The sequence below is a fragment of the Aeromonas mytilicola subsp. aquatica genome, assembly GCF_044336385.1.
Lineage (GTDB): Bacteria > Pseudomonadota > Gammaproteobacteria > Enterobacterales > Aeromonadaceae > Aeromonas > Aeromonas rivipollensis.
Window position 1 is genome coordinate 4,361,970 of record NZ_CP172298.1, and the last position, 24,810, is coordinate 4,386,779.

Annotated in this window: 26 protein-coding genes; 10 read left to right on the forward strand and 16 right to left on the reverse strand. The window is 62.5% G+C overall.

What is annotated here, in order from left to right; genetic code table 11:
- Nucleotides 1–6 precede the first annotated feature (6 nt).
- On the forward strand, nucleotides 7–660 hold the full coding sequence (locus tag ACFWHB_RS20020; RefSeq protein ID WP_106885563.1) for a potassium channel family protein: 654 nt from the start codon (nucleotides 7–9) through the stop codon (nucleotides 658–660).
- The gene (locus ACFWHB_RS20025) at nucleotides 657–2,012 is read left to right on the forward strand and encodes a TrkH family potassium uptake protein (RefSeq protein ID WP_395949121.1); all 1,356 of its coding nucleotides are present in this window, start codon (nucleotides 657–659) and stop codon (nucleotides 2,010–2,012) included. Before ACFWHB_RS20020 ends, ACFWHB_RS20025 begins: the two co-directional genes overlap by 4 nt.
- 63 nt (nucleotides 2,013–2,075) lie before the next feature.
- Here the strand turns inward: ACFWHB_RS20025 and ACFWHB_RS20030 are convergent, their stop codons facing one another.
- On the reverse strand, nucleotides 2,076–4,079 hold the full coding sequence (locus tag ACFWHB_RS20030) for a DNA topoisomerase III (RefSeq protein WP_163157802.1): 2,004 nt from the start codon (nucleotides 4,077–4,079) through the stop codon (nucleotides 2,076–2,078).
- A 348-nt stretch (nucleotides 4,080–4,427) separates the two neighbouring features.
- Here ACFWHB_RS20030 and ACFWHB_RS20035 point away from each other — a divergent pair, with 348 nt between their 5' ends.
- The gene (locus ACFWHB_RS20035) at nucleotides 4,428–5,558 is read left to right on the forward strand and encodes a NapC/NirT family cytochrome c (RefSeq protein ID WP_395949122.1); all 1,131 of its coding nucleotides are present in this window, start codon (nucleotides 4,428–4,430) and stop codon (nucleotides 5,556–5,558) included.
- Nucleotides 5,559–5,580: 22 nt separating this feature from the next.
- On the forward strand, nucleotides 5,581–8,061 hold the full coding sequence (gene torA / locus ACFWHB_RS20040) for a trimethylamine-N-oxide reductase TorA (protein WP_139743794.1): 2,481 nt from the start codon (nucleotides 5,581–5,583) through the stop codon (nucleotides 8,059–8,061).
- 140 nt (nucleotides 8,062–8,201) lie between these two features.
- On the opposite strand, the gene ACFWHB_RS20045 is transcribed toward torA, so the two are convergent.
- From ACFWHB_RS20045 to ACFWHB_RS20060, 4 genes are all read right to left on the reverse strand, one after another.
- Complete coding sequence (locus ACFWHB_RS20045; RefSeq protein ID WP_171275252.1) at nucleotides 8,202–8,663, reverse strand: hypothetical protein; 462 nt, start codon at nucleotides 8,661–8,663, stop codon at nucleotides 8,202–8,204.
- Between the two features lie 122 nt (nucleotides 8,664–8,785).
- Entirely contained in the window at nucleotides 8,786–10,135 is a 1,350-nt protein-coding gene (locus tag ACFWHB_RS20050; protein WP_025328629.1) for a sensor histidine kinase, read from the reverse strand.
- Between the two features lie 37 nt (nucleotides 10,136–10,172).
- The gene (locus ACFWHB_RS20055) at nucleotides 10,173–10,829 is read right to left on the reverse strand and encodes a response regulator transcription factor (protein WP_025328630.1); all 657 of its coding nucleotides are present in this window, start codon (nucleotides 10,827–10,829) and stop codon (nucleotides 10,173–10,175) included.
- 81 nt (nucleotides 10,830–10,910) lie between these two features.
- Nucleotides 10,911–11,243, reverse strand: a complete 333-nt coding sequence (locus ACFWHB_RS20060) for a PepSY domain-containing protein (protein ID WP_025328631.1) — start codon at nucleotides 11,241–11,243, stop codon at nucleotides 10,911–10,913.
- Nucleotides 11,244–11,306: 63 nt separating this feature from the next.
- Between ACFWHB_RS20060 and ACFWHB_RS20065 the strand changes: the two genes are divergently transcribed.
- Complete coding sequence (locus tag ACFWHB_RS20065; RefSeq protein WP_111910906.1) at nucleotides 11,307–11,555, forward strand: PepSY domain-containing protein; 249 nt, start codon at nucleotides 11,307–11,309, stop codon at nucleotides 11,553–11,555.
- On the opposite strand, the gene msrQ is transcribed toward ACFWHB_RS20065, so the two are convergent.
- On the reverse strand, nucleotides 11,552–12,190 hold the full coding sequence (msrQ, locus tag ACFWHB_RS20070; protein WP_395949123.1) for a protein-methionine-sulfoxide reductase heme-binding subunit MsrQ: 639 nt from the start codon (nucleotides 12,188–12,190) through the stop codon (nucleotides 11,552–11,554). The genes ACFWHB_RS20065 and msrQ overlap by 4 nt on opposite strands.
- Before the next feature lie 97 nt (nucleotides 12,191–12,287).
- Complete coding sequence (gene msrP / locus ACFWHB_RS20075) at nucleotides 12,288–13,292, reverse strand: protein-methionine-sulfoxide reductase catalytic subunit MsrP (RefSeq protein ID WP_234690739.1); 1,005 nt, start codon at nucleotides 13,290–13,292, stop codon at nucleotides 12,288–12,290.
- Between the two features lie 370 nt (nucleotides 13,293–13,662).
- Between msrP and ACFWHB_RS20080 the strand changes: the two genes are divergently transcribed.
- Nucleotides 13,663–14,145, forward strand: a complete 483-nt coding sequence (locus tag ACFWHB_RS20080) for a DUF1097 domain-containing protein (RefSeq protein ID WP_234568784.1) — start codon at nucleotides 13,663–13,665, stop codon at nucleotides 14,143–14,145.
- Between the two features lie 43 nt (nucleotides 14,146–14,188).
- Here the strand turns inward: ACFWHB_RS20080 and ACFWHB_RS20085 are convergent, their stop codons facing one another.
- From ACFWHB_RS20085 to ACFWHB_RS20100, 4 genes are all read right to left on the reverse strand, one after another.
- A complete protein-coding gene (locus ACFWHB_RS20085; RefSeq protein ID WP_025328635.1) occupies nucleotides 14,189–15,469 on the reverse strand; it encodes a sigma 54-interacting transcriptional regulator in 1,281 nt (426 codons plus the stop codon).
- Between the two features lie 61 nt (nucleotides 15,470–15,530).
- Entirely contained in the window at nucleotides 15,531–16,040 is a 510-nt protein-coding gene (locus ACFWHB_RS20090) for a hypothetical protein (protein WP_025328636.1), read from the reverse strand.
- Between the two features lie 8 nt (nucleotides 16,041–16,048).
- On the reverse strand, nucleotides 16,049–17,449 hold the full coding sequence (locus ACFWHB_RS20095; protein ID WP_106885552.1) for a sensor histidine kinase: 1,401 nt from the start codon (nucleotides 17,447–17,449) through the stop codon (nucleotides 16,049–16,051).
- Nucleotides 17,450–17,551: 102 nt separating this feature from the next.
- On the reverse strand, nucleotides 17,552–17,644 hold the full coding sequence (locus ACFWHB_RS20100; RefSeq protein WP_106885551.1) for a cytochrome bd-I oxidase subunit CydH: 93 nt from the start codon (nucleotides 17,642–17,644) through the stop codon (nucleotides 17,552–17,554).
- Between the two features lie 125 nt (nucleotides 17,645–17,769).
- Between ACFWHB_RS20100 and ACFWHB_RS20105 the strand changes: the two genes are divergently transcribed.
- Nucleotides 17,770–18,318: a 2-amino-4-hydroxy-6-hydroxymethyldihydropteridine diphosphokinase gene (locus ACFWHB_RS20105; RefSeq protein ID WP_234676329.1), complete on the forward strand. Its 549-nt coding sequence runs from the start codon at nucleotides 17,770–17,772 to the stop codon at nucleotides 18,316–18,318.
- A gap of 71 nt (nucleotides 18,319–18,389) precedes the next feature.
- On the opposite strand, the gene ACFWHB_RS20110 is transcribed toward ACFWHB_RS20105, so the two are convergent.
- Nucleotides 18,390–19,094 (reverse strand): SDR family oxidoreductase, encoded by a 705-nt coding sequence (locus ACFWHB_RS20110; RefSeq protein WP_111910901.1) that lies wholly within the window; start codon nucleotides 19,092–19,094, stop codon nucleotides 18,390–18,392.
- Between the two features lie 129 nt (nucleotides 19,095–19,223).
- On the opposite strand from ACFWHB_RS20110, the gene ACFWHB_RS20115 reads away from it, so the two are divergent.
- On the forward strand, nucleotides 19,224–19,628 hold the full coding sequence (locus ACFWHB_RS20115; protein WP_106885548.1) for a CBS domain-containing protein: 405 nt from the start codon (nucleotides 19,224–19,226) through the stop codon (nucleotides 19,626–19,628).
- Here the strand turns inward: ACFWHB_RS20115 and ACFWHB_RS20120 are convergent.
- On the reverse strand, nucleotides 19,625–20,161 hold the full coding sequence (locus tag ACFWHB_RS20120) for a DUF2301 domain-containing membrane protein (RefSeq protein ID WP_234568774.1): 537 nt from the start codon (nucleotides 20,159–20,161) through the stop codon (nucleotides 19,625–19,627). The two genes, ACFWHB_RS20115 and ACFWHB_RS20120, sit on opposite strands and share 4 nt — an antisense overlap.
- Nucleotides 20,162–20,244: 83 nt before the next feature.
- On the opposite strand from ACFWHB_RS20120, the gene ACFWHB_RS20125 reads away from it, so the two are divergent.
- The gene (locus ACFWHB_RS20125; protein ID WP_395949124.1) at nucleotides 20,245–21,009 is read left to right on the forward strand and encodes a substrate-binding periplasmic protein; all 765 of its coding nucleotides are present in this window, start codon (nucleotides 20,245–20,247) and stop codon (nucleotides 21,007–21,009) included.
- A gap of 196 nt (nucleotides 21,010–21,205) precedes the next feature.
- Here ACFWHB_RS20125 and asnC read toward each other — a convergent pair whose 3' ends face one another.
- Nucleotides 21,206–21,667 carry a transcriptional regulator AsnC gene (gene asnC, locus ACFWHB_RS20130; protein WP_005324409.1) on the reverse strand — a complete coding sequence of 154 codons (462 nt, stop codon included), beginning with the start codon at nucleotides 21,665–21,667 and terminating at the stop codon, nucleotides 21,206–21,208.
- Nucleotides 21,668–21,820: 153 nt separating this feature from the next.
- Here asnC and asnA point away from each other — a divergent pair, with 153 nt between their 5' ends.
- Nucleotides 21,821–22,813, forward strand: coding sequence for an aspartate--ammonia ligase (gene asnA, locus ACFWHB_RS20135; protein ID WP_395949125.1), 993 nt, complete (start codon nucleotides 21,821–21,823; stop codon nucleotides 22,811–22,813).
- Nucleotides 22,814–23,086: 273 nt separating this feature from the next.
- Here asnA and ACFWHB_RS20140 read toward each other — a convergent pair whose 3' ends face one another.
- Nucleotides 23,087–24,001: a c-type cytochrome gene (locus ACFWHB_RS20140; RefSeq protein WP_111910898.1), complete on the reverse strand. Its 915-nt coding sequence runs from the start codon at nucleotides 23,999–24,001 to the stop codon at nucleotides 23,087–23,089.
- The gene (locus ACFWHB_RS20145) at nucleotides 23,998–24,621 is read right to left on the reverse strand and encodes a c-type cytochrome (protein WP_163137528.1); all 624 of its coding nucleotides are present in this window, start codon (nucleotides 24,619–24,621) and stop codon (nucleotides 23,998–24,000) included. Before ACFWHB_RS20145 ends, ACFWHB_RS20140 begins: the two co-directional genes overlap by 4 nt.
- Nucleotides 24,622–24,810 lie beyond the last annotated feature (189 nt).

The window sequence follows — 24,810 nt, forward strand, 5'->3', positions numbered from 1 at the left end:
GCATGAATGAATAATCAATTCGCCGTCATCGGCCTCGGCCTGTTCGGCAGCGCACTGTGTGAAGAGCTGCAGTTGCAGAATGCCGAGGTGCTGGCCATCGATATCGACGAGAGCAAGACCCGCCAGATAGCAACCCTGTGCAATCACGTCATCGTGGCCGATGCCACCGATGAGGCCACGGTCGCCGAGCTGGGACTGGCCAATTTCGACATCGTCTTCGTGGCCATCGGCGACAGCCTGGAGACCAGCATACTCACCACGCTGGTGCTGAAGGAAGCCGGGGTGAAGAAGGTATGGGTCAAGGCGCGCGACAAGTTCCACGCCAAGATCCTGCAGAAGGTGGGCGCCGACAAGGTGATCAACCCGGAGTGGGACATGGGTCGCCGGGTCGCCCAGAGCATGCTGGACAACCGTCTGTTCGACTATCTGGAGCTGGGGCACGACATGGTGCTGACCGAATTCGTGATCGGTCTGCAACAGAACGGCCGTACCCTGGCCGATCTGCACCTGCTGCAACAAAGCGACTTCCAGTTGCTGGCCATCAAGCGCGGTGAGGTGCTGCACAACGTGCTGACCGGCAAGATGGAGCTGCAGCTCGGTGACATCCTGATCCTGGCCGGCAACAAGCACGCCATCGATCACTGGCTCGACACCCTATGATCAACTGGCGCAGCAACTACGCCTTCGCCCTGTACAGGGATACCGAGTCCCGCTGGAGTGAAGCCAGGCTGATCCTGGGCAGCTTTCTCATCATCTTGCTGGTCGGTACCCTGTTTCTGGTGCAGCCCTCGAGCCACAACGGCGAGGTCACCTTCATCAATGCCCTGTTCACCGCGACCTCGGCCATCAGTGTGACCGGGCTAGGGGTGGTGGATACAGGCACCGCCTTTACCCTGCAAGGACAGATCATACTGCTGATGCTGATGGAGATAGGGGGCCTGGGCCAGATGACCATGACCCTGCTGCTCATCGCCATGTTCAGCAAGCGGGTCGGCCTGCGCCAGCAGGTACTGGCGAAAGAGGCACTGGGCCAGGAGGGATCGGTCAACATCATCCAGCTGGTGAAGCGCATAGTGCTGTTCGCCCTGATTGCCCAGCTGATCGGCACCGCCATCATGGCCATTCGCTGGGTGCCCGAGATGGGCTGGGGCCATGGCCTCTACGTCAGCTTCTTCCATTCGGTCTCTGCCTTCAACAACGCCGGATTCTCGCTGTTTGCCAACAACCTCATCGACTACAGAGACGACCCCATCATCAGCCTGACCATACCAGCCCTGCTCATCCTCGGCGGCCTGGGTTTTACCGTCATCGTCGATCTGGTGCGCAACCGTCGCTGGCGCAAGCTCAAGCTGCACAGCAAGCTGATGTTGCTGATGACTCCGGGGCTGCTGCTGCTGGGCACCCTGATGTTCTGGCTGCTGGAGCACAACAATCCCGCCACCTTCGGCAACGCCGGGCCCGGCGGCCAGCTAATGGCGGCCTTCTTCCAGTCGGCCACGGCGCGCACGGCAGGCTTCAACACTGTGGACATAGGCCAGATGGTGCCCGCCTCCCTGCTGTTCATGATGATGTTGATGTTCATCGGTGCCGGCGCTACTTCGACCGGTGGCGGTATCAAGGTCACCACCTTCGCCGTGGTGTTGCTGGCCACCCGGGCCTTCCTCACCAAGCGTCCCCATGTCACCGCCTTCGGCCGCACCCTGTCACCCCAGATAGTGACCCGTTCCCTGGCCATCATCATCGTCAGCACCATGGTGCTGATGCTGTCGATGTTCCTGTTGATGCTCACGGAGTCACAGCCCTTCGACAAGATCATGTTCGAGACCGTCTCGGCCTTTGCCACCGTCGGCCTCTCGACCGGCATCACCGCCTCCCTGAGCGAGCCGGGCAAGCTCATCCTGGTGCTGGTGATGATCTGCGGCCGTCTCGGGCCGCTGACCCTGGCGCTGATGCTGGCCAGACCGAGCGAGACCCGGATCCGCTACCCGGAAGAGGGCGTCTATACGGGTTAATAACACGCAGTAAAAAGAGCGGCCAATTGCCGCTCTTTTCACTTATCAAAATCGCACAAGCTATTACTTCACCATTTTCTCCCATCTTGATACCAACTCGCGCCCTATTGGCTGAGCCGAAGTAGATGACGTTTTTTTATTGTTCTTTTTAGCTGATGTAGAACCACTATTGCGGCGGCTGAAGCGCCGTTTGCTGGCCCCCGGCGCCTCCTTGGGCAGGGCGCTGAAGCTGGCCCCCGAATCCTGTCTGGCTCCCTCAATCAGGCCGTTAAGCTGCTCGGTGAGCGGCCCCATAAATTGCTGGTAGCTGGCGTGACGCTCGGCGATCCGGCCGAGGTGCTGCTCCCACAGCGCCGTCATGTCCGGCGTCGTTGCTGTGGCAGGCAAGGCCTGGATCAGGGCCCGTCCGGTCGGGGTCGCCTTGATGCTCTTGCCCTGCCGCACCAGGAAGCGGCGCTTGAACAGCAGATCTATGATGCCGGCCCGGGTCGCCTCCGTGCCGAGGCCATCTGTCTCGCGCAGGATCTTGCGGATCTCGGGATCCTGCACATGGCGGGCTATGCCTGTCATGGCGGCCAGCAGGGTGGCGTCGGTGAATGCCTTGGGCGCCTGGGTCATCTTCTCCAGCAGCTCGCCCCGCTCGCACAGCAGCTGCTCCCCCTCTTTCAGGGCGGGCAGGGTACCGGCTTTCTCTTCGTCGTCATCTTCTTCCACCCCCAGCAGCGCCTTCCAGCCCGCCTTGAGGATGCGCCGCGCCTTGGCCTGGAACAGGCCACCGGCGATGCGCAGCAACACCCGGCTGTCGTTGTATTCGAACGGCGGATAGAACTGCAGCAGGTACTGGCGGGCGACCAGGCCATAGAGCTTGCCCTCGTCGGCGGAGAGGCTGGCCAGGTTGCCATGCTTCTCGGTGGGGATGATGGCGTGGTGGGCATCCACCTTGCCGTCATTCCAGGCCTTGCTGCGCAGCTTGCCATCTGCCTCGCTCACTGCCTTGGCCAGGGCCGGGGCAGTGGCGGCGATGGCATCCCGCACCTGGGGTGCCCGATTGAAGTGATCGCTCGGCAGATAGCGGCTGTCGGATCTGGGGTAGGTGATGAGCTTGTGGCGCTCGTAGAGGCTCTGGCAGACATCCAGCACCCGCTTGGCATCCATGCCGAACCGCTTGGCGGCATCGATCTGCAGGCTGGAGAGGTTGTAAGGCAGTGGCGCCGCCTGCTTCCGGGCTTGCTCTTCCACCTCCTCCACCCGGGCTGGCTGACCCTGGATGCGCTCCACCACTTTGGCAGCCAGCGCCCGGTTGAGCACCCGCCCCTCTTCGTCCTGCCAGGGCGCGCAGGCCTCGGAGGGCAGCCACTTGGCACTGAACCCCTCGTTGCGCTCCGTCACTACATGGGCCAGCACCTCGTAGAAGGGTTTGGGCACGAAGGCATCTATCTCGAGATCCCGCCGCACCACCAGCCCCAGCAGCGGCGTCTGCACCCGGCCGACCGAGAGCAGCTCGCTGCAGCCGGCCTTGCGCCCGAGCAGGGTATAGGCACGGGTCATGTTGATGCCGTAGAGCCAGTCCGCGCGGCTACGGGCCAGCGCCGAGACCGCCAGCGGCACGAACTCCTTGTTGTCCCGCAGCTTGTCGAGGGCACGGCGCACCGCGGGGGGATTGAGATCGCTGATGAGGCAGCGCTGCACCGGCTTGAGTTTGGGGTAGCCGAGAAAATCGATCACCTCGTCCACCAGCAGTTGCCCTTCCCTGTCCGGGTCACCGGCATTGACCACGCAGTCGGCCTGCTTGATGAGCCGCTTGATCACGGCAAGCTGGCTCCTGGTCTTGGGCTTGGCCACCAGCTGCCACTGGCTCGGCACTATGGGGAGCTGCTCCATGCGCCACTGCTTATAAGCAGCATCATAGGCATCGGGCTCCGCCTGCTCCAGCAGGTGGCCGATACACCAGGTCACCACGTCTCCCTGCGCCGTCTCGATGAAGCCCTCCCCCTTCTTGTGGGGCTTGGGCAGAACATCGGCGATGGCGCGGCCAAGGCTGGGCTTTTCGGCAATAAAGAGTCGCATGACTGACAAACCTGATCACTGTATATGCAAACAGTATATATCGAGCCTTTCGTAAAGCCCAACACCGGCCCATTCAGAGCCAGAAAGTCGCACTGGAGAGCAAAACGTCGCGACAGCGCCGTTTCCAGCATCATTCGTACGGATATGATGACCAAAAGAGAGCCAAATAAGACTAAACTAACAAAGTTAACCATCTGATATTGATTTAAATTCAAACAAAATCTTATTTATGAAATTTAAAACCAAGAAAAACCAATTTAAAGAATAAAAAGCATAACCGAGGTCAATCCCTCACCCGTCAAGACTACTACTATATTGGTAATACCCGATTCGAAGGACACTGCCGCCATGCTTGGAAAAATGTTGAGAAAGACCTGGTTCTGGCTCCTGTTGCTCGGAGCCCTGCTGGGCGTCGCGGCACTGGGAGTGACAGTCACAGTGCTGCACAAGACCAGCTCCACCGAATTCTGCGTCTCCTGCCACTCCATGCAGACACCGCTCGCCGAGTATCAGGGCAGCGTCCACTTCCAGAACGTGAAGGGGATCCGTGCAGAGTGCGCCGACTGCCACATTCCCAATGAGCCCGCCTCCTACCTCTGGACCAAGATCCGCGCCGTGAAGGACATCTATCACGAGGCGATCGGCACCCTCGACACTCCTGAGAAATACGAAGCCCACAAGCTGCGCATGGCCCAGACGGTCTGGGATCAGCTCAAGGCCAATGACTCCGCCACCTGCCGCAGCTGCCACAGCTACGCCGCCATGGACATTCTGGCCCAGCGCCCGAACGCCCGCGCCGAACACCCGGTCGCCATCAAGGAGGGCCAGACCTGTATCGACTGCCACCGCGGCGTCGCCCACATCATGCCTGACATGAGCGGTCTGGCTGCCGCCGGAGCCAGTGAACTGGCTGCTGCCGCGGCCCAGACTCCGGCCAGCGTCACCACCCGCTACGCCATCGCCACCACGCCCCTGTTCCTCGATGCCAAGGCCACCACGGACGAGGGCACCCTGATGCCGTCGACCAAGGTGGAAGTGCTGGCCAACGACAACGGCCGCTCCCAGGTGCAGATCGAGGGCTGGCAGCAGGACGGGGTGAGCGAGGTGTTCTACGCCGCCCCCGGCAAACGTATCCTGAGCGTGCTGGTCGGCGATGCCGCCAAGCAGGCGCTGGTCACCGGCAAGAGCGAGACCGACAGCGCCACCAACCTCACCTGGCATCAGGTCAAGCTGACCGCCTGGGTGGACGAGGCCCAGCTCATCGGCGATCAGGGCAAGCTGTGGCAATACGCCTCCACCCTGATGTCCAACAACTGTACCGGCTGCCACGGTCTGACCGCGCTGGATCACTTCAATGCCAACCAGTGGATAGGCGTCATCAAGGGCATGGAATCCCGCACCTCCCTCACCCCGGAGCAGGCTCGCATGCTGACCCAATACGTGCAGAAACACGCCAGTGACATGAGCGCGGCACACTAAGGCTGGAACAGAGGAATTCGATATGACTTTTTTCAATGATCAACAGACCAATCTGTCCCGCCGCAGCCTGCTCAAGGGCCTGGGGGCCTGTGCAGCACTGCCCCTGCTCGGTGCCCTGTTCCCGAAACACGCCCTGGCCCAGGCCATCAGCACGGCGCTGGAGCAGTTCCCCACCCTGGTCCCCGCCCAGAAGGGCATACTGACCGGCGCCCACTGGGGAGCCTTTGAAGCCATAGTCGCCGATGGCCGCATGGTGCGGGTCCAGCCGGTGGCCGATGATCCGGCACCGAATGACCTCATCGACATGGCGCCGTTCCAGGTCCATGCCAAGAACCGCATCAAGTACCCCATGGTGCGCAAGAGCTGGCTGGAACACGGCCCGGGCGCCAAGCCGGAGCTGCGTGGCGCCGACGAGTGGGTGCGGGTGAGCTGGGAGCAAGCCATCGAACTGGTGGCCGGCGAGATCCAGCGGGTCCAGCGCGACTTCGGTCCCCAGGCGATCCACGCGGGCTCCTACGGCTGGAAGAGTGTCGGCATGTTCCACAACAGCCGTACCCTGCTGCACCGCCTGATGAACCTCAGTGGCGGCTTCACCGGCTATGCCGGTGACTACTCCACAGGCGCGGCCCAGGTGATCATGTCCCATGTGATGGGCTCCATCGAGGTGTACGAGCAGCAGACCGCCTGGCCCAACGTGGTGGAGCACGCCGAACTGGTGGTGCTCTGGGGGGTCAACGCCCAGGTCACCCTGAAGAACAGCTGGAACATGCCGGATCACGAGGGCCAGGCCGGTTTCAAGGCCCTGAAGGAGAAGGGCACCCGCGTCATCAGCATAGATCCCGTCTACAACGAGACCGCCAAGCTGGCCAACGCCGAGTGGATAGCCCCGAACGCCTACACAGACGTGGCCATGATGCTGGGGGTGGCCCACACCCTTTATAGCGAGAAGAAGCACGATCAGGCCTTCCTCGATCGCTACGCCGTGGGCTTCGACAAGTTCCTCGACTACCTGCTCGGCAAGGACGACGGTCAGCCGAAGAGCGCCGAGTGGGCGAGCAGCGTCTGCGGTGTCGAGGCCAAGGTCATTCGTCAGCTTGCCCTCGACATGGCCGCCAAGCGCACCATGATCATGGCCGGCTGGGGCATGCAGCGTCAGCACCACGGGGAGCAGCCGAACTGGATGCTGATCACCCTGGCGGCCATGCTCGGCCAGATCGGCCTGCCGGGGGGTGGCTACGGCTTCAGCTACCACTACTCCTCCGGTGGCAGCCCCACCGCCAAGGGTGGAATCCTGGCCGGCATCTCCGCCGGCAACGCACCCAAGAACAGCCCGGCACCCATCCCGGTGGCCCGCATCGCCGACTGTCTCGCCAACCCCGGCAAGACCATCGATTTCAACGGCCGCAAGGTGACCTATCCGGACATCAAGCTGGTCTATGTGGCGGGCGGCAACCCCTTCCACCACCATCAGGACACCAACAACCTGCTCAAGGCCTGGCGCAAGCCGCAAACGGTGATCGTCCACGAACCCTACTGGACCGCCACCGCCAAGCACGCCGACATAGTGCTGCCGGTCACCACCAGCTACGAGCGCAACGATCTGGAGATGGGGGGCGATTACTCCCAGCGCTATGTGTTCCCCATGCACCAGTGCGTGCCCCCCCAGCACGAGTCCCGCAACGACTTCGACATCTTCAGCGCCATCGCCGCCAAGCTGGGTGTGCAGGAGCAGTACACCGAAGGTAAGGACGAGATGCTGTGGCTCAAGCAGATGTACGACGGCATGGCCGCCCAGGCCCGGGGTGCCCGGGTGGCGCTGCCGCCGTTCAGCATGTTCTGGGAGTCCAACAACTACATTCGCTTCCCGATCCCCGAGGCGAACCGCCAGTGGATCCGCCACGCCGATTTTCGCGAGAACCCGCTGCTCAACCCGCTCGGCACCCCGTCCGGCAAGATAGAGATCTTCTCCAACACGGTAGCGGGCATGGGTTATGCCGACTGCGCCGGCCACCCCAAGTGGTATGAACCCAAGGAGTGGGTGAAGAGCGAGGTGGCAGCGCGCTATCCGCTGTCCCTCAACACCTCGCACCCCACCCAGCGACTGCACTCCCAGCTCGACAACACCCCGCTGCGGGACAAGTTCGCCATCGCCGATCGGGAGGCCATACTGATCCACCCGGACGACGCCAAGGCACGCGGCATCCAGGATGGGGACCTGGTGCGCGCCTTCAACGAGCGCGGCCAGATCCTGGTGGGGGCGCTGCTCTCGAAAGACATTCGCCCCGGCGTGGTGCGGATCTGCGAAGGGGCCTGGTTCGATCCGGCCAAACCGGGCGAGGTGGGCGCCATCTGCAAGAACGGCAACGTCAACTGCCTGACCTTCGACGAGGGCTCCTCCAGCCTGGCGCAAGGCAACTGCGGTCACATGGCCCAATTGCAGATCGAGAAGTACAGCGGGCCAGAACTCGTCAACACAGCCCATGAGGTACCGGCCCACGCCTGATGCCCGACTGAAAACAAAAACGGCGCCATAAGGCGCCGTTTTCTATATCGCGGTTTTCGGGGTGACTCAGAAGTATCCCTCCACCATCTACTCTTGTGCACACACCACCCGCTTTGCCGCCGGAGCGCAGACATGGTGGATCAGAAGTCTCCCTCAACCATGTACTCTTCCGCACACTCAACGAGCTGAGGCCAGAGATCTTCCGGCACCCAGGCTTCGGGGTCATCCTCGTCCCCATCATACTGGGTCCAGAAGAAGGCGCGCAGGCCGCTCGCGAAGTCGTCGCTGATCTCGGCCAGCTCCGAGAGCGGCCCCAGCCAGGCGATGCGGCGCAAGCCGGAGGCGAGATCGTTGATGGCATCCATCAGGGTGTGATCGTCCTGACTCTGCTCCACCAGCAGGGTGAAGCGCTCGCGGGCGCTCTCGGTCTGATCCTCATCCAGTTCGCCCACATCGGCCAGCAGATCGACAAAGTCCTCCAGCAAGAACTGGATCAGGGACTCCCTGTCCTCAAACCACTGGATCTGGGCCCCCTTGGTACCCAGCACCGAGGCATCGAACGAATCATCGAGATGGCACAGCGCCCATGGATCGTCAGTCATTGCTACCCTTCCTACCGCTTGAAATAAGGACCCTATCTTATGCCTGGTGCGCCCCCCATGCTACCTCGGAGGACGACCCGGGCCCAAGCGGCCCATGCCGGGCCGCCTCACTCATCTGTGCATCAACCGTCGACCCTGGCCACCTTGGGCAGCGAGAGCGAGGCTGCCAGCCCCCCCAGCTCGGCCCGCCCCATGATGAGGCTGCCACGATAGGCCTCAGCCAGGTCTGACACTATGTTGAGGCCGAGCCCGGAGCCAGGCACCTTCTCGTCGAGGCGCACCCCGCGCAGCACCGCCTTGGCTATCTGATCCTCGCTCATGCCGGGGCCATCGTCCTCGATACGCAGGGTGATCCAGCCCCCCAGCTCGGCGCTGGAGATGCGCAACTGGCTGGCGGACCATTTGAAGGCGTTTTCCAGCAGATTGCCCACCATCTCGTCGAAGTCCTGCTCCTCCACCCCGACCGCCAGGTTGGCCGGCACCTGCAGGTCCACCGTCTTGCCCGGGTAGAGGCGGGAGAAGGCGCGGCAGATGTACTCCACCCGCGCCCGCACCGGGGTCGAGACCCCGAGGATCTTGGCGGCGCCGGTGACCCGCGCCTTGCCGAGGTGATAGTCGATGTGGCGCTGGATCTGGTCGAGCTGCTCGCCGATGGCGGCCTGATCCTCGGGGGGCAGTTGGGCCACCTGATTGCGCATTATGCTGAGGGGCGTCTTGAGGGCGTGAGCCAGGTTGCCGGTGTGGGAGCGGGCTCGCTGCAGCAGCTCGCTGTAGTGGTGCAGCAGCCGGTTGATGTCTTCCACCAGCGGCTGGATCTCCAGCGGATAGCGCAGTCGGAACCCCTCCTGATGGCCCTGGTGGACCCGGCCCAGCTCGCGGCGCAGCAGATGAAGCGGACGCAGGCCGTAGACTATCTGGAACATGAAGCCCAGCACCAGGCCGGCGGCGGCGAAGCCGAGACCGAGGAAGAGGCTGATCCGGGTCTTCTTCAGGGTCTGGGTCAGGGCGCTGCTGTCCTTGGCCATCACCAGGGTAAACACCTTGTCAGATCCCGGCAGCAGCACAGTGCGGGTCATGATCAGCAGGGGCTCCTTGTTGGGCCCCTTGCCGACGAAGAGATCCGGATCCCCGAAGGCCGACTTCAGGCCGTGGGCGCTCAGGTGCACATCCCACAGGGAGCGGGAGCGGCTGACCACCGCATCCCCCAGCTCAAGCTGCCAGTAATAACCGGAATAGGGCTGGCGGAAACGGGGGTCCGCCATGGGCTCGGTGACCACGGGCAGACCGTCGGGCTGGATCTCCAGGCGAGAGAGCAGATCGTAGAGCTGCAACCTCAGGCCGTCGGCTTCCGCCTCCTGCCAGTAGTTGCGCATCATGGTCTGCAGGCTGAAGCCGGTGGCGAACAGGAAGAGCCCGCACCAGACCAGGGCTATGGCCACCAGCCGTCCCCGCAGGGTACGCACCAGCCTCATTCAATGACCCCCTGCCGTGCTGGCATCAGCGTCCGTCTCACTCGTTGATCCGGTAGCCGAGACCGCGCACCGTCTCGATCAGATCGGCGTGGGTCTTCTTGCGGATCCGGCCGATGAACACCTCGACGGTGTTGGAGTCGCGATCGAAATCCTGGGCGTAGATGTGGTCGATCAGCTCGCTGCGCGACACCACCTTGCCCCTGTGCTGCATCAGATACCCCAGCACCCGGAACTCGTGGGCGGTGAGCTTGATGGGGGTGCCTTCGTACCATACCTGGGACGCCGCCATGTCGAGGCGCACCCCGCCTATCTCCAGGATGGAGCTGGCATTGCCCGCCGCCCGGCGCACCAGGGCCTGCACCCGGGCCACCAGTTCGGCGACCTGGAACGGCTTGGTGAGGTAGTCATCGGCCCCGGCGTTGAGCCCTTCTATCTTCTCGTGCAACTGGCCACGGGCGGTCAGCACCAGCACAGGGGTGTCTATCCCCTTGCTGCGCCACTCCTTGAGCACGCTCAGACCATCGCGACCCGGCAGGCCGAGATCCAGAATGATGGCGTCATAGGGTTCGGTCTCGCCGAGAAAACCCGCCTCGTTGCCATCGTGGCAGAGATCGGTCACAAAGCCGGACAGGCGCAGCTGTTCCGCCAGCTGGCCTGCCAGGATCTTTTCATCTTCAACTATCAGAATTCGCATAAATGGGTATCCAAAGCAGAGTTGCGCCTGTCGCGGCGGCGATTGGGAGACTAGTCATCAGGGCGGGGAGCATAGGGCGGATCACTCCTCCTCCGGGGGCGGGCGAGGCTCGAACAGGCGCTCCAGATGATGGCCCTTGAGCCACACCATCTCCAGGTTGTCGGCGCGATAGCCCACCTTGATGACGCTGTTCTCGTCGTCGATAAGCCTGAGCTCATAGAGCCAGACCCCGTCCTCCTCCCCCAGATCGACGCGCAGCACGCGCACCGGCAGGCGGGAAGCCACCTCCATCAGCTCATGAAAAGGCCGGATCCGCCCCTCGCTGACCGCCTGTTGCAGCAAGGCCTCATTCGGCTGGGCCGCCTGGACCAGCATCGGCAGCAGCAATCCAAGCAGGGGCAGCGCGCTATTCATGGGTGATTCATCTCTCAAAACCTAACATAATGCCGTTTATAGTGTGCCAGCCATGAATCCGGAATGAATATGATCCCACGCAGTATCCTGCTGATCCTCTGCCTTTTTTCCACCCTTGGCTGGGCGGCTCAGACGCGTCTCGACATGCCGGCCCTGGTCAAGCTGTTGCTGGCCCAAGGGTACCACGACATTCGGGAAGTCGAGCTGGAAGGGGACAAATTCGAGGTGGAAACCCTGGATGCCGACGATCGGCGGGTGCAACTGCAGGTCGATGCCTACAGCGGAGAGATCACCAAAAAAGAGGCCGATTAGGCCTCTTTCAGTTTCTGGCGTTGCTGCCGGCGCTGGCGCCAGGGACGCAGTAGCTTCTCTCGCCGCGGCCACAGCAGAGCCATCGCCAGCAACAGGTAGATGAGGGGCTCCTGCCAGCCACTCTTGACCGACCACCAGTAGTGCACAGGCACCAGCAGGGCCACCGCATAGATCCAGTTGTGCAGCTTCTGCCAGGCTGGCCCCATGCGCCGCAGCAGGGCCGGGATCGAGGTGATGCTCAGCGCCAGCAACAGCAGCAAGGCCAGCGCCCCGACCACTATGTAGCTGCGCTTCACCAGCTCGCCGCCGATCAGACCCCAGTCAAACTGCAGATCCAGCCCCAGCCAAACCATAAAGTGCAACCCGGCCCAGGCCGCGCACCAGAGCCCGAGGGGGCGGCGCAGCTTGATGAGCTGACCCTGACGCCAGCGTTTGGCCAGCGGCGACACCAGCAGGGTGAGCAGCAGCAGGTGCAGGGCACCCTTGCCGAGGTAGTGGGTCAGCCCCTGTACCGGATCGCCCCCCAGCAACCCGGCCGGCACCGCATAGCCAAGCCAGAGCAAAAAGCCCAGCGAGGCCAGGTGTACCAGCAGGCGCAAGCCGTTGATATGGGCTGTTTTCAGTCTCGGCGTCATATCGCAGTTCCCGTTATGTTGTTCCCACCCCTCATCCCCAACCCTTCTCCCACAAGGGGAGAAGGGGGCAAGACACCGTTCGGGCAGAGCGTCAGTTTCAATACCATTTGCGCAGATCCATCCCCTGATAGAGGGAGGCCACCTCGTCGCCATAGCCGTTGAACATCAGGGTCGGCTGGCGCTTGGCGCCGAAGATGCCCCCCTCGCCGATGAAGCGCTCGCTGGCCTGGCTCCAGCGCGGGTGATCCACTTCGGGATTGACGTTGGCATAGAAACCATATTCGTTCGGTGCCAGCAGGTTCCAGGTGGTGGGCGGCATCTCCTCCACCAGGCGGATGGAGACTATGCTCTTGATGCTCTTGAAGCCGTACTTCCAGGGCACCACCAGCCGGATGGGTGCCCCGTTCTGGGCGGGCAGCGTCTTGCCGTAGAGCCCCATCGCCAGGAAGGAGAGCGAGTTCATCGCCTCGTCGAGGCGCAAGCCCTCCACATAGGGGTAATCGATGCCGCCGCCGAGGGAGCGGGAGGCCTGTCCCGGCAACTGCTCGGGATCATAGAGGGTCTCGAACGCCACGAACTTGGCGCGACTGTTGGGCTCGGCCCGGCGGATCAGATCCGCCAGCGGGATGCCGCTCCAGGGCAGCACCATGGACCAGGCCTCCACGCAGCGCAACCGGTAGATCCGCTCCTCCAGGGTGCTCTTGTTGATAAGATCCCACACATCCAGGGTGAAGGGTTTGGCCACCTCCCCCTCTACCTTGAGCGTCCAGGGCTCGGGTTTGAGGTAGTGGGCGTTGCGGGCCGGATCCCCCTTGTCGGTGCCGAGCTCGTAGAAGTTGTTGTGACTGGTGGCCTTCTCCAGCGGCGTCAGGGTCAATCCGTCCTGCCGGGTCGCAGCCTTGTAATTGAGTGGTTTGGTGGCAGGTGCCGGGGTCGACTCCTCGGCGGAGAAGAGATCCAGCAGGCTGGCCTGGGTGGGAAATGCCAGGGTGGCGGCACTCAGTCCCAGCCCTTTCAGAATGAGTCGGCGATCCTGATAGACGGCTTCCGGCGTGACATCCTGTTCGGTGAGGTGATGAGAGGAACGGCGCTTGATCAACATGGAAAACTCCCGGGGCGATGAGGCTGACAACCATAAGACCCGCCCCGGCCGAGTTTTATTTCACACAAATTTACATGGGCTGGTAAAGCGGCAGCGCCTTGGCCATGGTGCCGACCAGGAACAGCAGAATGAATACCAGCAGGGGGACTATCACGTTTGGCGCCATCAGACTCACTCCATGAGCAGGACAGGGCCTCTAACTATGGTCGAAGGCCAAGAACGCCTCCAATGAATTTTTTTCGCGAGCGCAAGCGTATTCCCGAGTTGAAAAGAGTGACGGAGATCACACACAATCCGGCCCCTGCTTGCCGCCCCCTCGCCTAAGGGTAGGCTGCCTCCTTTTCCGAATCCAACCACTGAGAGTCATGTCATGAGCCCATTGATCGCCATCGCCATCACGACCGGGATCCTCTCCGCCGTCTGGGGCGGACTGGCCGCCGCCCTCGGCCTCATCTCCTGGGTCGGCTTCCTCGGTTGTACCAGCTATTTCGCCTCGAGCGGCGGTTACAGGGCGCTGCTGCAGACCCTGCTGTGCAATGCCACCGGCATGCTGTGGGCACTACTGCTGATCCACGGCGAAGGCTGGTGGGGGGCTGGCATGGCGGGCTATCTGATGACGGGTGTGGTGGCGACCCTGATGTGCGTGCAGGCCAAGCAGCAGTGGCTTGGCTACATTCCCGGCACCTTCGCCGGTTGCTGCGCCACCTTCGGGGCGGCGGGGGAGTGGCGGCTGATCCTGCCATCCTTGGTGATAGGCGCACTCTTTGGCTACCTGATGAAGGCGAGCGGCCTCTGGCTCTCCGACAAAACCCGGAAGGCCCAGGCCGCGAACAGCGCGGTCGATCCGGCCTGAACAAGGGGAACGGCCCGTCGCTGACCGGCCGCTCCCGCCTCGCTTATCCCTTCGATTTGAAGTTTGCCGCCTCGATACCGTGCCGATTCAATAACTTGTAGAAATCGGTACGGTTTCTTCCCGCCATGTTGGCCGCCAGGGTCACATTCCCTTCGGTGGTGCGCAGCAGGCGGATCAGATACTCCTTCTCGAACTCGGCGCGCGCCTCGTTGAACGAGGGAATGCCGCCGACACCACCGCTCAGGGCCGACTCCACCATGGCGGCGCCGATTACCGGGCTGCAGCATAGGCTGGCGAGCTGTTCCACCACTCCGTAGAGCTGACGGACGTTGCCGGGCCAGGCCGCCGCAGCCAGCAGGGCCAGCGCCTCCGGCGAGAAGCCGAGGGCGGCGCAGTTGTCGTGGCGACTGCGATAGTCGTCCAGCGCCTGGCGCGCCAGCAGGGGGATGTCTTCGCTGCGGGCGCTGAGGGGCGGCAAGGTGATGTTGGCCACGTTGAGGCGGTAGAAGAGATCCTCCCGAAAACGCCCCTCCTCCATGGCGGTGACCAGATCCTGATGGCTGGAGCTGATGACCCGCACCTCGGGGGTGCCCTGACCATATTCCGCCAGCACCTGCAGCAACTTGGCCTGCAACGACTCCGACAGATTCCCTATCTCGTCGAGGAAGAGGGTCGCCCCCTTGGCCTGCTCGAACAGGCCGGACTGTCCATCCTCGCCAAACAGCTGCAAGTCCAGCACAGGCCAGGGCAGCGCGGCACAATTGATGGTGTGCAGCGGCTGGTCACGACGACGACTTGCCTGATGCAGCGCCTGGGTCATCACCCCCTTGCCGGAGCCCGAAGGCCCCAGGATCAGCACGGGCACCTCCATGGTGGCCACGCTGCTCGCCTGGATAAGCAACTGCTCCATCTGGGGGTTGCGGGTCTGGATGAGGGACTGCCACTCATGCTGCTGTTTCGGGCGGGTCAGACTTAAGGCGTGCTCTATGGTGACCAGCAGCTCGTCCTTGTCGATGGGCTTGGTGAGAAAGCTGAACACCCCGGAACGGGTCGCCTGGATGGCGTCCGGGATGGTGCCGTGGGCGGTCATGATGATGACCGGCATGCCGAGCCACTGGGCCTGGATCCGCTCGAACAACGCCAGTCCGTCCATGCCCCCCATCCGCAGGTCGCTCAGCACCAGATCGGCCCGCTGCTGACGCAACCTGTCCAGCGCCCCCTCGGCGCTGTCGGCTGTATCCACCTCGTAACCCTGACTGCGCAGGCGCATGCTCATCAGCTTGAGCAGGCTGGCATCGTCGTCCACCAGCAGAATGCGACTCATGCTCTCACCCCTTTACCCTGAAGATCTGTTGTGGTTCCCCGCCTTGCACGCCCTCGGCATGTCATGGCTGGGCGCCCCCATTGAGCTTGCGCTGGTTGAGCTGTTCGTCGATGGCGGAGAGCTGCTCTATCTGGCGGCGCAGACGCTGCACCTCCTGGCTCTGATCGTCGCGGCGACTGTCACGGGCCAGCAGCTCCTCACCGAGGGCTATCCAGCTGCGCAGGAAGGCCTGGGCATCCAGGCCGAGCTCGGGCAGCAGGGCCTTGAGCCGATCCAGCCCGGCCCGGCGGCTCGCCACCGACTCGGACGGATGGGTGTTGACCATGGCCAGGCTGACCCGGCTCTCGAGATCGGTGGCACCGGCCAGCCGCTCGCGCTCCTGCGCCCGCTGCTGGGGGCGGCTGGCCAGCAGCCAGTCCGAGTATTGCAGGCGCACCTGCATCTCTTTATTGGCAAACTCCATCCGCTTGGCGAGGACCTGCTCCGAGGGCTCGGTCAGGCTGCGCGATGGCAGCAGGGAGCAGCCTGAGAGCAGGCTTATCATCAATACGGGTACAACGAATCGTTTCATCTTGAATTTCACTTAAGATCCAACCGGAAACAGACATCAGCCTGTTTATCCTCAATTAATTTAAGCTCGCCCCCCAGACTCATCGCCGACTCGCGGGCAATGGAGAGGCCCATCCCGGATCCTTTCAACAACCCCTGGCGCACTATGCTGCCCTGCTCGAAGGGCTCGAAGATCCGCTCCCGCTCGTTTGGCGGGATGACGGGCCCTTCGTTGGCCACTTCCAGCCAGCTGCCGTTGGCATCCTGGCCGGCACGGATCCAGATCTGGCCACCCTTGGCGCCATAACTGACCGCGTTGGAAAACAGGTTGTCGAGGATGAGTCGCAGACGATAAGGCTCGGCCTGCAGGCTGATGGGCTCGGGCGGCAAGTGTACACTGATTTGTTTGGATTCCAGCGCCAGCCGGTACTCCGCAGACAATTCTGACAACAAGGGAGCCAGCGGCACCGCCGTCAGGCTGAACACCTCCTGCTGGCTGAGACGGTTGAAGTCGAGCAGGCGCTCGATCAGGGTCTGCAACCGACGGCTGTTCTCCTCCAGCATCTGGCAGATCTCCTGCTGATCCCCGTTGAGCGGCCCCACCAGCTGTTCGGAGAGCAGATCCGCCCCCTCCCGCAGCACGGCGAGGGGTGTCTTCAGCTCGTGGGATACATGGCGCAGGAACTGATACTTCTGCTGTTCCAGCTCCTTTAGCTTGTCGTGCAGCCAGCCGATCCGCTCTCCCAGCAGCACCAGTTCGGCGGGGCCATCCACCGGGCGTTTGTCCGGCTCGACACCGGCTCCCAGGCTCAGGATCCGCGACTCAATCTGACGCACGGGGTGGATGATAAGGTAGGTAAACAGCAGCACCAGCAACAGGCTGAGCCCCGCCACGAAGCCGCTCACCCACCAGATCTCCTTCCGCAGTTCGGCGATGGCCGCCCGCATTCCCGCCACATGCTCATCGACCTGGCTGCGGGTGACCACTTCCAGTTGCTGGTTGAGCTCGTTGAACTGGGTGAAGTTGGGGCTGGTCGCTTCCTGTCTGGCCTTGCGCAGATCCTGCAAGCCATCCAGCCAGGCCAGGATGGCCTCGAGATCTGTGTAGGCGGCGGCATCCGGGATGGATTGCCGGTGAGTGGCGAGCAGCTCGCGATAGCGGGCCAGCTGCTGCTGATAACTGCCGAGGATGCGTTCGTCCCCCAGCACCGCATAGCGGCGCAAGGTGCGCTCCAGATCGATGGCCTGGGTGGTGAGCAGGGTCGCCCGGCGGGTATCCCGCACCGCCCGCTCCATCTCGTCGCTGGTCAGCTGGCCCAGATGGGAGAGCGCCTGGCTGTCGTGCCAGATCATGCCCCCCAGGGGCATCAGCACCAGCACGAAGCCCATCAATACCACCTGGAGCAGGGAACGGGGCCGAACCTTGGTCATCTTCTGCTGTCTCGATTCTTCATGGGTGGGCCAGCATATCCGCACTCCATGAAAAAGCAAAACCGGCCAGGGGGCCGGTTTGGTTGCACTCGGGGTCAGGATTCACGCCAGACCGACGGACGCCAGGCAGATTATCAGGATCACTGCCAGGGCACCTGAGGCGGTCAACAGCGCCCACTTCATCTCTACACTCATATGAACCTCCTTTCTGCCAATCAGAGTTGGATCACAACAGATAACGGCATGTTAATTCATAGTGAATCCGATAACCGTGAGCTGCGTATATATTTCAGACGAGCCCAACCCAAGGAATGGCAACCATGTTTTACCTCTGCAGCATTGGATCCAATCTCGACCCCACCCAGCATGTCAGCCAGGCCGTGGAAGAGCTGCTGGCGCGCTTCGGCCAGCTGCGTCTGAGTTCGGTGATCCAGACCAAACCGGTGGGGATGCAGTCGCGCCATGACTTTCTCAACTGCCTGTTCGTCGTCCAGAGCGAGCTCTCCGCCGCCCAGCTGAAGGCCGAATTCGTCACCATGGAGCTGGCCCATGGGCGGGATCGCAGCAATCCCCTGTGCAAGGTGACAGACAGGCCCCTCGACATCGACATCCTGGCCAGCCATGAGAGGGATGCCTTCGCCGGGGTCGGGGTAGATGCCTATCTCAGGGATCTGCTGGCCGAGATGTATGAGGGGGGACGGGTCGGCGCCCACAAGGTGGCGCTGCGTCTGCAGACCAGCAAGGTGTTTGCGCAGCAGAGCTTCGGCCAGCAGCCCGTCGCCCTGCGCCAAGCTGCCGAACAGCGTCAGGAGTTGCCCGCCATGCACCCGGACCTGCCTGCCCATCAGGCAACCATTCGGCCCAACTAGGCGCCCGGCACAGGGCGGCGTACGCCCGAGCAAGCTTTCGCCAGCTCCAGCTCCATAGCCCCTCATGACGCCTAGATGACGGCGAGGGCCCGGCCACCGTCCACCCGGATGCTGGCCCCCGTCATATAGTCGTTTGTCATCAAGAGCCTGACTGCCTGCCAGATGGGCTCCAGCCCCCCCTCCCTCGCCAGCGGCGTCCGGGCCAGCACCTGCTGGCGCCAGGCGTCCCCATGCTCGTCGAGGAACAGTATGGGGCCGGGCTCTATGGTGTTGACCCGCACTGCGGGTGCCAGCTCCCGGGCAAAGCTCATGGCCAGCGAATGCGCCCCGGCTTTGGTGGCCACATAGGCGGCGAACTGGGGCGCCGGGGCATGAATGTAGATGTCGGTGATGTGGATGATGCTGGCGTTGGGATTGCCTGCCAGCTTGGGGGCCAGCGCGCGGTTCAGCTGAAATGGCGCCGCCATATGTACCCGGTAGAACTGTTCGAATTGGGCCAGCTGCACCGCAGGATCCGCCGCCTGTGGCTCGAAGGCGGAGGCGTTGTGGATGATCAATGCCAGATCGTCATGGGCTCCCAGCACAGTGACAAGGCGGGCCACATCCTCTTCCACGGCGAAATCCGCCTGCACCAGCTCTACCCCCAGTGCTCGCAAGCGGGCCAGCTCGGGCCGCTCGCTGCGATAGCTGCCCGTCACCTGCCAACCCGCGGCCACCAGCTGTTCGCACAGGTAGAATCCCAGCCGACGGCCGCAGCCCGTTACCAATGCACGCATAACCTCTCCTTTTGTCAGTGCTTGCCGACCCGGGGACCTGCCTATCAATCTCCACGGCACAAGCCATTGGCCCCGTCCGCCGTCCAGGGGACATAGTGACACCACTTTAACCCTTTTGGAGCCACCCAGATGCTGCAGATCCGCAATCACATGAGCCGCCTGACCCACTCCCTCAGCCCGCAACTCGGCCTGGCCGAGGCCCTCGACAGACTCCATCAGGCCGATGCGAGCGGCCTGCCGGTGCTGGACGATCAGAAACGGCTGATCGGATTTCTCTCCGAGCAGGACTGCATCCCCAGCCTGCTCACCGGCAGCTATCACTGCGACAGCCGCACCCGGGTGGAGGATCTGATGAGCCGCACCCCGCTGTTCGTCAGCCCGGACGACAGCATCCTGGATCTCGCCCGCCAGATGACGGGGGCCAGGCCCAAGGTCTATCCGGTGCTGGAAGGGGGCAAGGTGGTCGGCATCATCAACCGCCGGCAGGTGATGCAGGCCCTCAACGCGCAGATGAAGCAGTGCCAGGCCACCTAGAGCTGGTAGCGTCTCCGATCGCCGATATCGAAATGCAGGGGCATGCGCCACTTGGCCAGACTGAGCAGGCCGAGCAGCAAGCCGCTCACCAGGGCAACCAGGGCCGTGGCCCAGGCGAAGCGGGTCCACTCCAGCAGCCATAGCAGGGGTAACAACAGAGGCAAGAGCCTGATACCCGGGATGGCGAAGCAGAACTGCTCCTTGAACGCCAGGCCACTGAGGGTGGCCAGGGCCGCCCCCAGCACCAGAAGGGCAGGAGCGCCGCAGGCGGCCAGCATCAATCCGCCCCAGGCCAGCCCCTGCAGGAGAAACCGGACCCGTTTGTCATAAATGTGCAGGCAGAACCCACACAGGCCGCTGGCCACCACCAGCATGGTCAGCCAGACGGCGGGGGACAAGGGCACCGGTCCTCCCAGCAAGCCAACCCCTCGACACAACAGCAGCAAAGCTGTCAGACTCAGACCGAGACGATAGAGACAGACAGAGAGCCTGTCGATGCCATCCAGTTCGCTTTCTACTTCAGGGTTTGCCATCCGGGGTCGTCTCTATTGAGGTATCTGCCGGTCACTATACCCCGTTGCGCATAAACCAGCCCCGAGTGTTCAGGAGATGTGATTTGCGAATCTTGCTCGTGCTCTGCTTGCTGCTGCCCTGCTGGCTGTCGGCCAGGGAGCTGGTCATTGGCGGCCTTCTTGAGCCCCCCCTGAAGTGGCTGGATGAGACAGGACAGCCACGGGGGCTGGATGTGGATCTGGTCACCACCATCTTTGGCGTCCTCCAGATCCCCATCAAAATAGAGCTGCTCGATTCCGGTGCCAGACTCACCCGCAACGCCGAGGGCGGTGTCTATGACCTGCTGCTGAGCCACTCCTACAAGCCGGAGCGAACGCGATACCTGCTCTACCCCAAACAGGCCCATATCCGCCACAGCTGGCACTTCTTCGTGCGCAAGGCCGACATGAGCAAGATCCACTACCAGACCCTGGCCGATCTCAAGCCCTGGCGCATAGGTGTCACCAAGGACTTCTCCTACACCCCAGAATTGACGGCGGCCATGGCCGATCCTGCCTATCGCTTCCAGGCGATCCCCATCAACCAGTTGCAACTGCGCAAGCTGATCGCCGGGCGCATCGATCTGGTCCCCATGTCCCTGGTCACCGCCTTCACCCAGATAAGGGAAGAGGGGCTGGAGGGCAGGCTCGGCTACCTGCCAAAACCCCTCAAGACCAGTCCCTACTTCAATGTCTGGACCCGCTCCCGGGCCGATGCCGACACCCCGGCCCTGATGGCGGCCTATGACGCCGAACTGCTGCACATGAAGCATGACGGCCGCCTCAAGGCCCTCTACGACAAATACGGCATCCCCTATCTCGAGCCCTGATCTCGAAGTCAGGGCTCCACGTCTCTCAATATCGGGTTCTGCAACGAAATGTGCGTTTCGCATGGGGCATGGATCTCGTACTGCCCTCCATGCACTGCCCCCTCAGGGCTTCACGTCTCTCAGGATGGGATTTTGCAGCGAGATCAGGGTTTCGCATGGGGCATGGATCTCGCACTGCCCTCCATGCACTGCCCCCTCAGGGTTTCACATCTCTCAATATCGGGTTCTGCAACGAAATGAGCGTTTCGGTGGACTGGATCTCGTCTATGGTCTGGATCTTGTGGATAAGCACAGTCTGCAACTCGTCGATGGAGCGGGTCATCACCTTCATGAAGATGCTGTAGTGGCCCGTGGTGTAGTAGGCCTCCACCACCTCGTCCAGCGCCTGCAACTTGGCCAGGGCCGAGGGATAATCCTTGGCGCTCTTGAGGTTGATGCCGATAAAGCAGCAGACGTCGTAACCCAGCTTCTTCGCGTTCACCTGCACCCGGGTCCCCTCTATGATCCCCGCCTGCTTCATCTTCTCCACCCGCACATGAATGGTGCCCGGGCTGACCGCCAGCTGTTTGGCCAGCTCGGCATAAGGAATGCGCGCATTCTCCATCAGGGCGGTGAGGATGGCCTGATCGAGATTATCGATCCGATAATTTTCCGACACTTTTTTGCACTCCCGTTGACGATGTCTCAGTAAAAACCCGGATATTTTGAACAAAAAAATGCGTAAAGCCTATTTCTATTATCGAATATTGAATTTAGTGCGCAATCTGTTGAAGAATCGCCACATCCAACGGGTTTGAAACAGGTATTTCCCATGAAACAGCACTACATTCGCAGCCAACAACAGATCAGCTTCGTCAAAGAGATGTTCTCCCGCCAGCTCGCCCAGCAACTGGGTCTGATGGAGGTGCAAGCCCCCATTCTGAGCCGGGTCGGTGATGGCACTCAGGACAACCTCTCCGGCCACGAGAATGCGGTGCAAGTGAAGGTGAAGACACTACCCGAACACAGCTACGAGGTGGTGCACTCCCTGGCCAAGTGGAAGCGCCATACCCTGGGTCGCTTCGGCTTCGGCCCGGGTGAAGGCATCTACACCCACATGAAGGCCCTGCGCCCGGACGAAGACAGACTCACCCCCATCCACTCCGTCTACGTAGATCAGTGGGACTGGGAGAAGGTGATGCCAAGCGAGCGCCGGGATCTCACCTATCTGCAGGAGACGGTGCGCGGCATCTGGGCCGCCATCAAGGCCACAGAGCGCGCGGTCTGCGCCGAACACGAGCTGACCCCCTTCCTGCCAAGCGAGATCCAGTTCCTGCACAGCGAAGAGCTGCTGACCCGTTACCCGGACCTCGATGCCAAGGGGCGCGAGCGGGCCATCGCCAAGGAGTTGGGAGCCGTTTTCCTCATCGGCATCGGCGGTGCCCTCTCCCACGGCGAGCGCCACGACGTGCGCGCCCCTGACTATGACGACTGGAGCAGCGAGAGCGAACTGGGTCTGGCGGGTCTGAACGGCGACATCCTGGTGTGGAACCCTGTGCTGGAAGACAGCTTCGAGATCTCCTCCATGGGGATACGGGTGGACGCCGAGGCCCTGCGCCGCCAGCTCGCCATCACAGGGGACGAGGATCGCCTGCAGTACGACTGGCACCAGGATCTGCTGGCCGAGCGGATGCCGCAGACCATAGGCGGCGGTATTGGCCAATCCCGTCTGGCCATGCTGTTGCTGCAAAAAGAGCACATAGGTCAGGTACAAGTCGGTGTCTGGCCATCCGAGATGAAGGCTGCCATTGCGGGCATGCTGTAAGCAGATTGATGGCATCCGGCAACCCATGCCGAATGCCGAAGGTGTGTGGCGGTGCGGACTGAAAGAGCGCAGTCCGGACAGGCTGTAAGCAGGACGGTCATCCTGGATGATCCGCTGCGAAACCGGGGCTTGCCCCTGCGACCCGTTCAACCCACGCAAGGTCGCATCGAATACATTCCTCCCGGCAATCTTTGGATTGCCGTTTTTTTTGCCTGCACCCGAGCGGCCCATGAAAAAAGGGGCCTGAGCCCCTCTGCAGTCCTGCCTCGGCCCTCAATACGCCTTGCTGCCCAGCAGGTGGCCATCCACCGGGGAAGGCAAGCCGTACTGGGAGTAGGTGCCATGGAACGCCTTGGTGGTCTGGCCGAGATCCCCCTTGAACCTGGGATCCTGAGGGCGCTCATGGCTGTTGATGTAAAGGGAGACATCCCAGGCCTGCTGATCGCTCAGGCTCCCCCCCTGGGAGAGCGGCATGTTGCTCTTGATGAAGGCGGCCGCCTTGTCGATGCCGTGCATGCCCGCGCCCCAGTTGTAGCTCTCCTTGCCCCACAGGGGCGGGAAGACGTAGCGATCCGCCACCTTCTTGCCCTCCCCCTCACCGCCGTGGCAATCGGCACAGCGCTCGGCATAGACGCTCTGGCCCCGCTTGAAATCGGGGGCCTGGGGAGGGGTGGCGATGGTGAAGAAGTTGCGCCCGGGCAGCTTGTCGCTGATGGGGGCACCGCTCGCCAGCCAGTAGGAGTAGGCCACCAGATCCCGGATCGCCTGACTGTCATAGGCGGGGGGCTGGCCCTCTCTGGCATTCATCGAGTAGAGGAAGCAGCCTTGCAGCCGATCCTCATAGGTGTTCACCTTGTTGTTCTTCTTGCGATAGGCGGGGTAGGCCGGATAGGCCCCCCACATCGGACTGGCACCGGCAATGATGCCGGCCCCCAGGTGGCAGTTGCTGCACTGCAAGCCGTTCCCCGGCTGGCCCTGCCCCTTGAGCTGCTGGGTGTTGACGAACAGGCTGTAGCCACGCTTGATGGCCGCGCCCATCTCCCCCTCCGGCACGGCAGACCAGTCGGGCACCTTGTGATAGTTGCCATCGGGTGCCTTCTCCCCGAGCGGGACGCTGAACTGATCCTCGAACGCTGCGCCATGAGCCAGACCGGCCAGCAGGCAGGCCATCAGATATGCATGCTTCATTTCGCCACCCCCTGCGCCGCGAAGTAGTTGGCCACGGCGTCCATTTCCGCCTCGCTGAGCGACTTGGCGATGGCAGGCATGGAGCCCATGGCGCCGAGCGGGCGCTTGTCGGCCTTCCAGTAGATCAACTGCCGCTTGAGGTAGGCGGGATCCTGACCGGCGAGACGGGGAAACAGGGGCATGACGCCGACGCCACTCGGGCCATGGCAAGCCACGCAGGCTGGCAGATTACGCTCAGGTTTGCCGGCCAGGGCCAGCCGCTCCCCCGTCTCCATGTCCCCGGGCCACTTGTCGCCGCTCCAGTGCAGGCTCACCTCCCTGGCGGCAGCCTGGCCGGCAAAATGGCTGGCCGCCCGGGCTATCTGCTCGTCGCTCAACTGGTAGATGATGGGATTCATGAAATCGCTGACCCGTTTGCCGCTGCGAAAGGCACGCAGTTGCTCGGTCAGGTAGGCCTCCGACTGTCCCCAGAGATTGGGGATGTTCGACTCCTTGGGCACGCCGTTCATCCCGTGGCAGGTGGCGCAGATCTGGGGCACATCCTGGGTTGCTTGCTCCCCCTGCACCGCCAGGGGCACCAGGCTGCTGCACAGCAACATGAGCGAAAATCGTGTTCTCATCGGCAAAGGCTCCCTCTCCTGACAATGACAATAGCGTCATTAATGGTATGAAGCCTATCACTACAATTCGATGACCAATAGTTATCGCCATGTTAACGCCAACATGCTGCGACAATAAAAAACGCCAGCCCGAGGGCTGGCGTGGTTCTGGCCGATGGCCTCATCGTCACCGCCGCAGTGCTGGTTGGG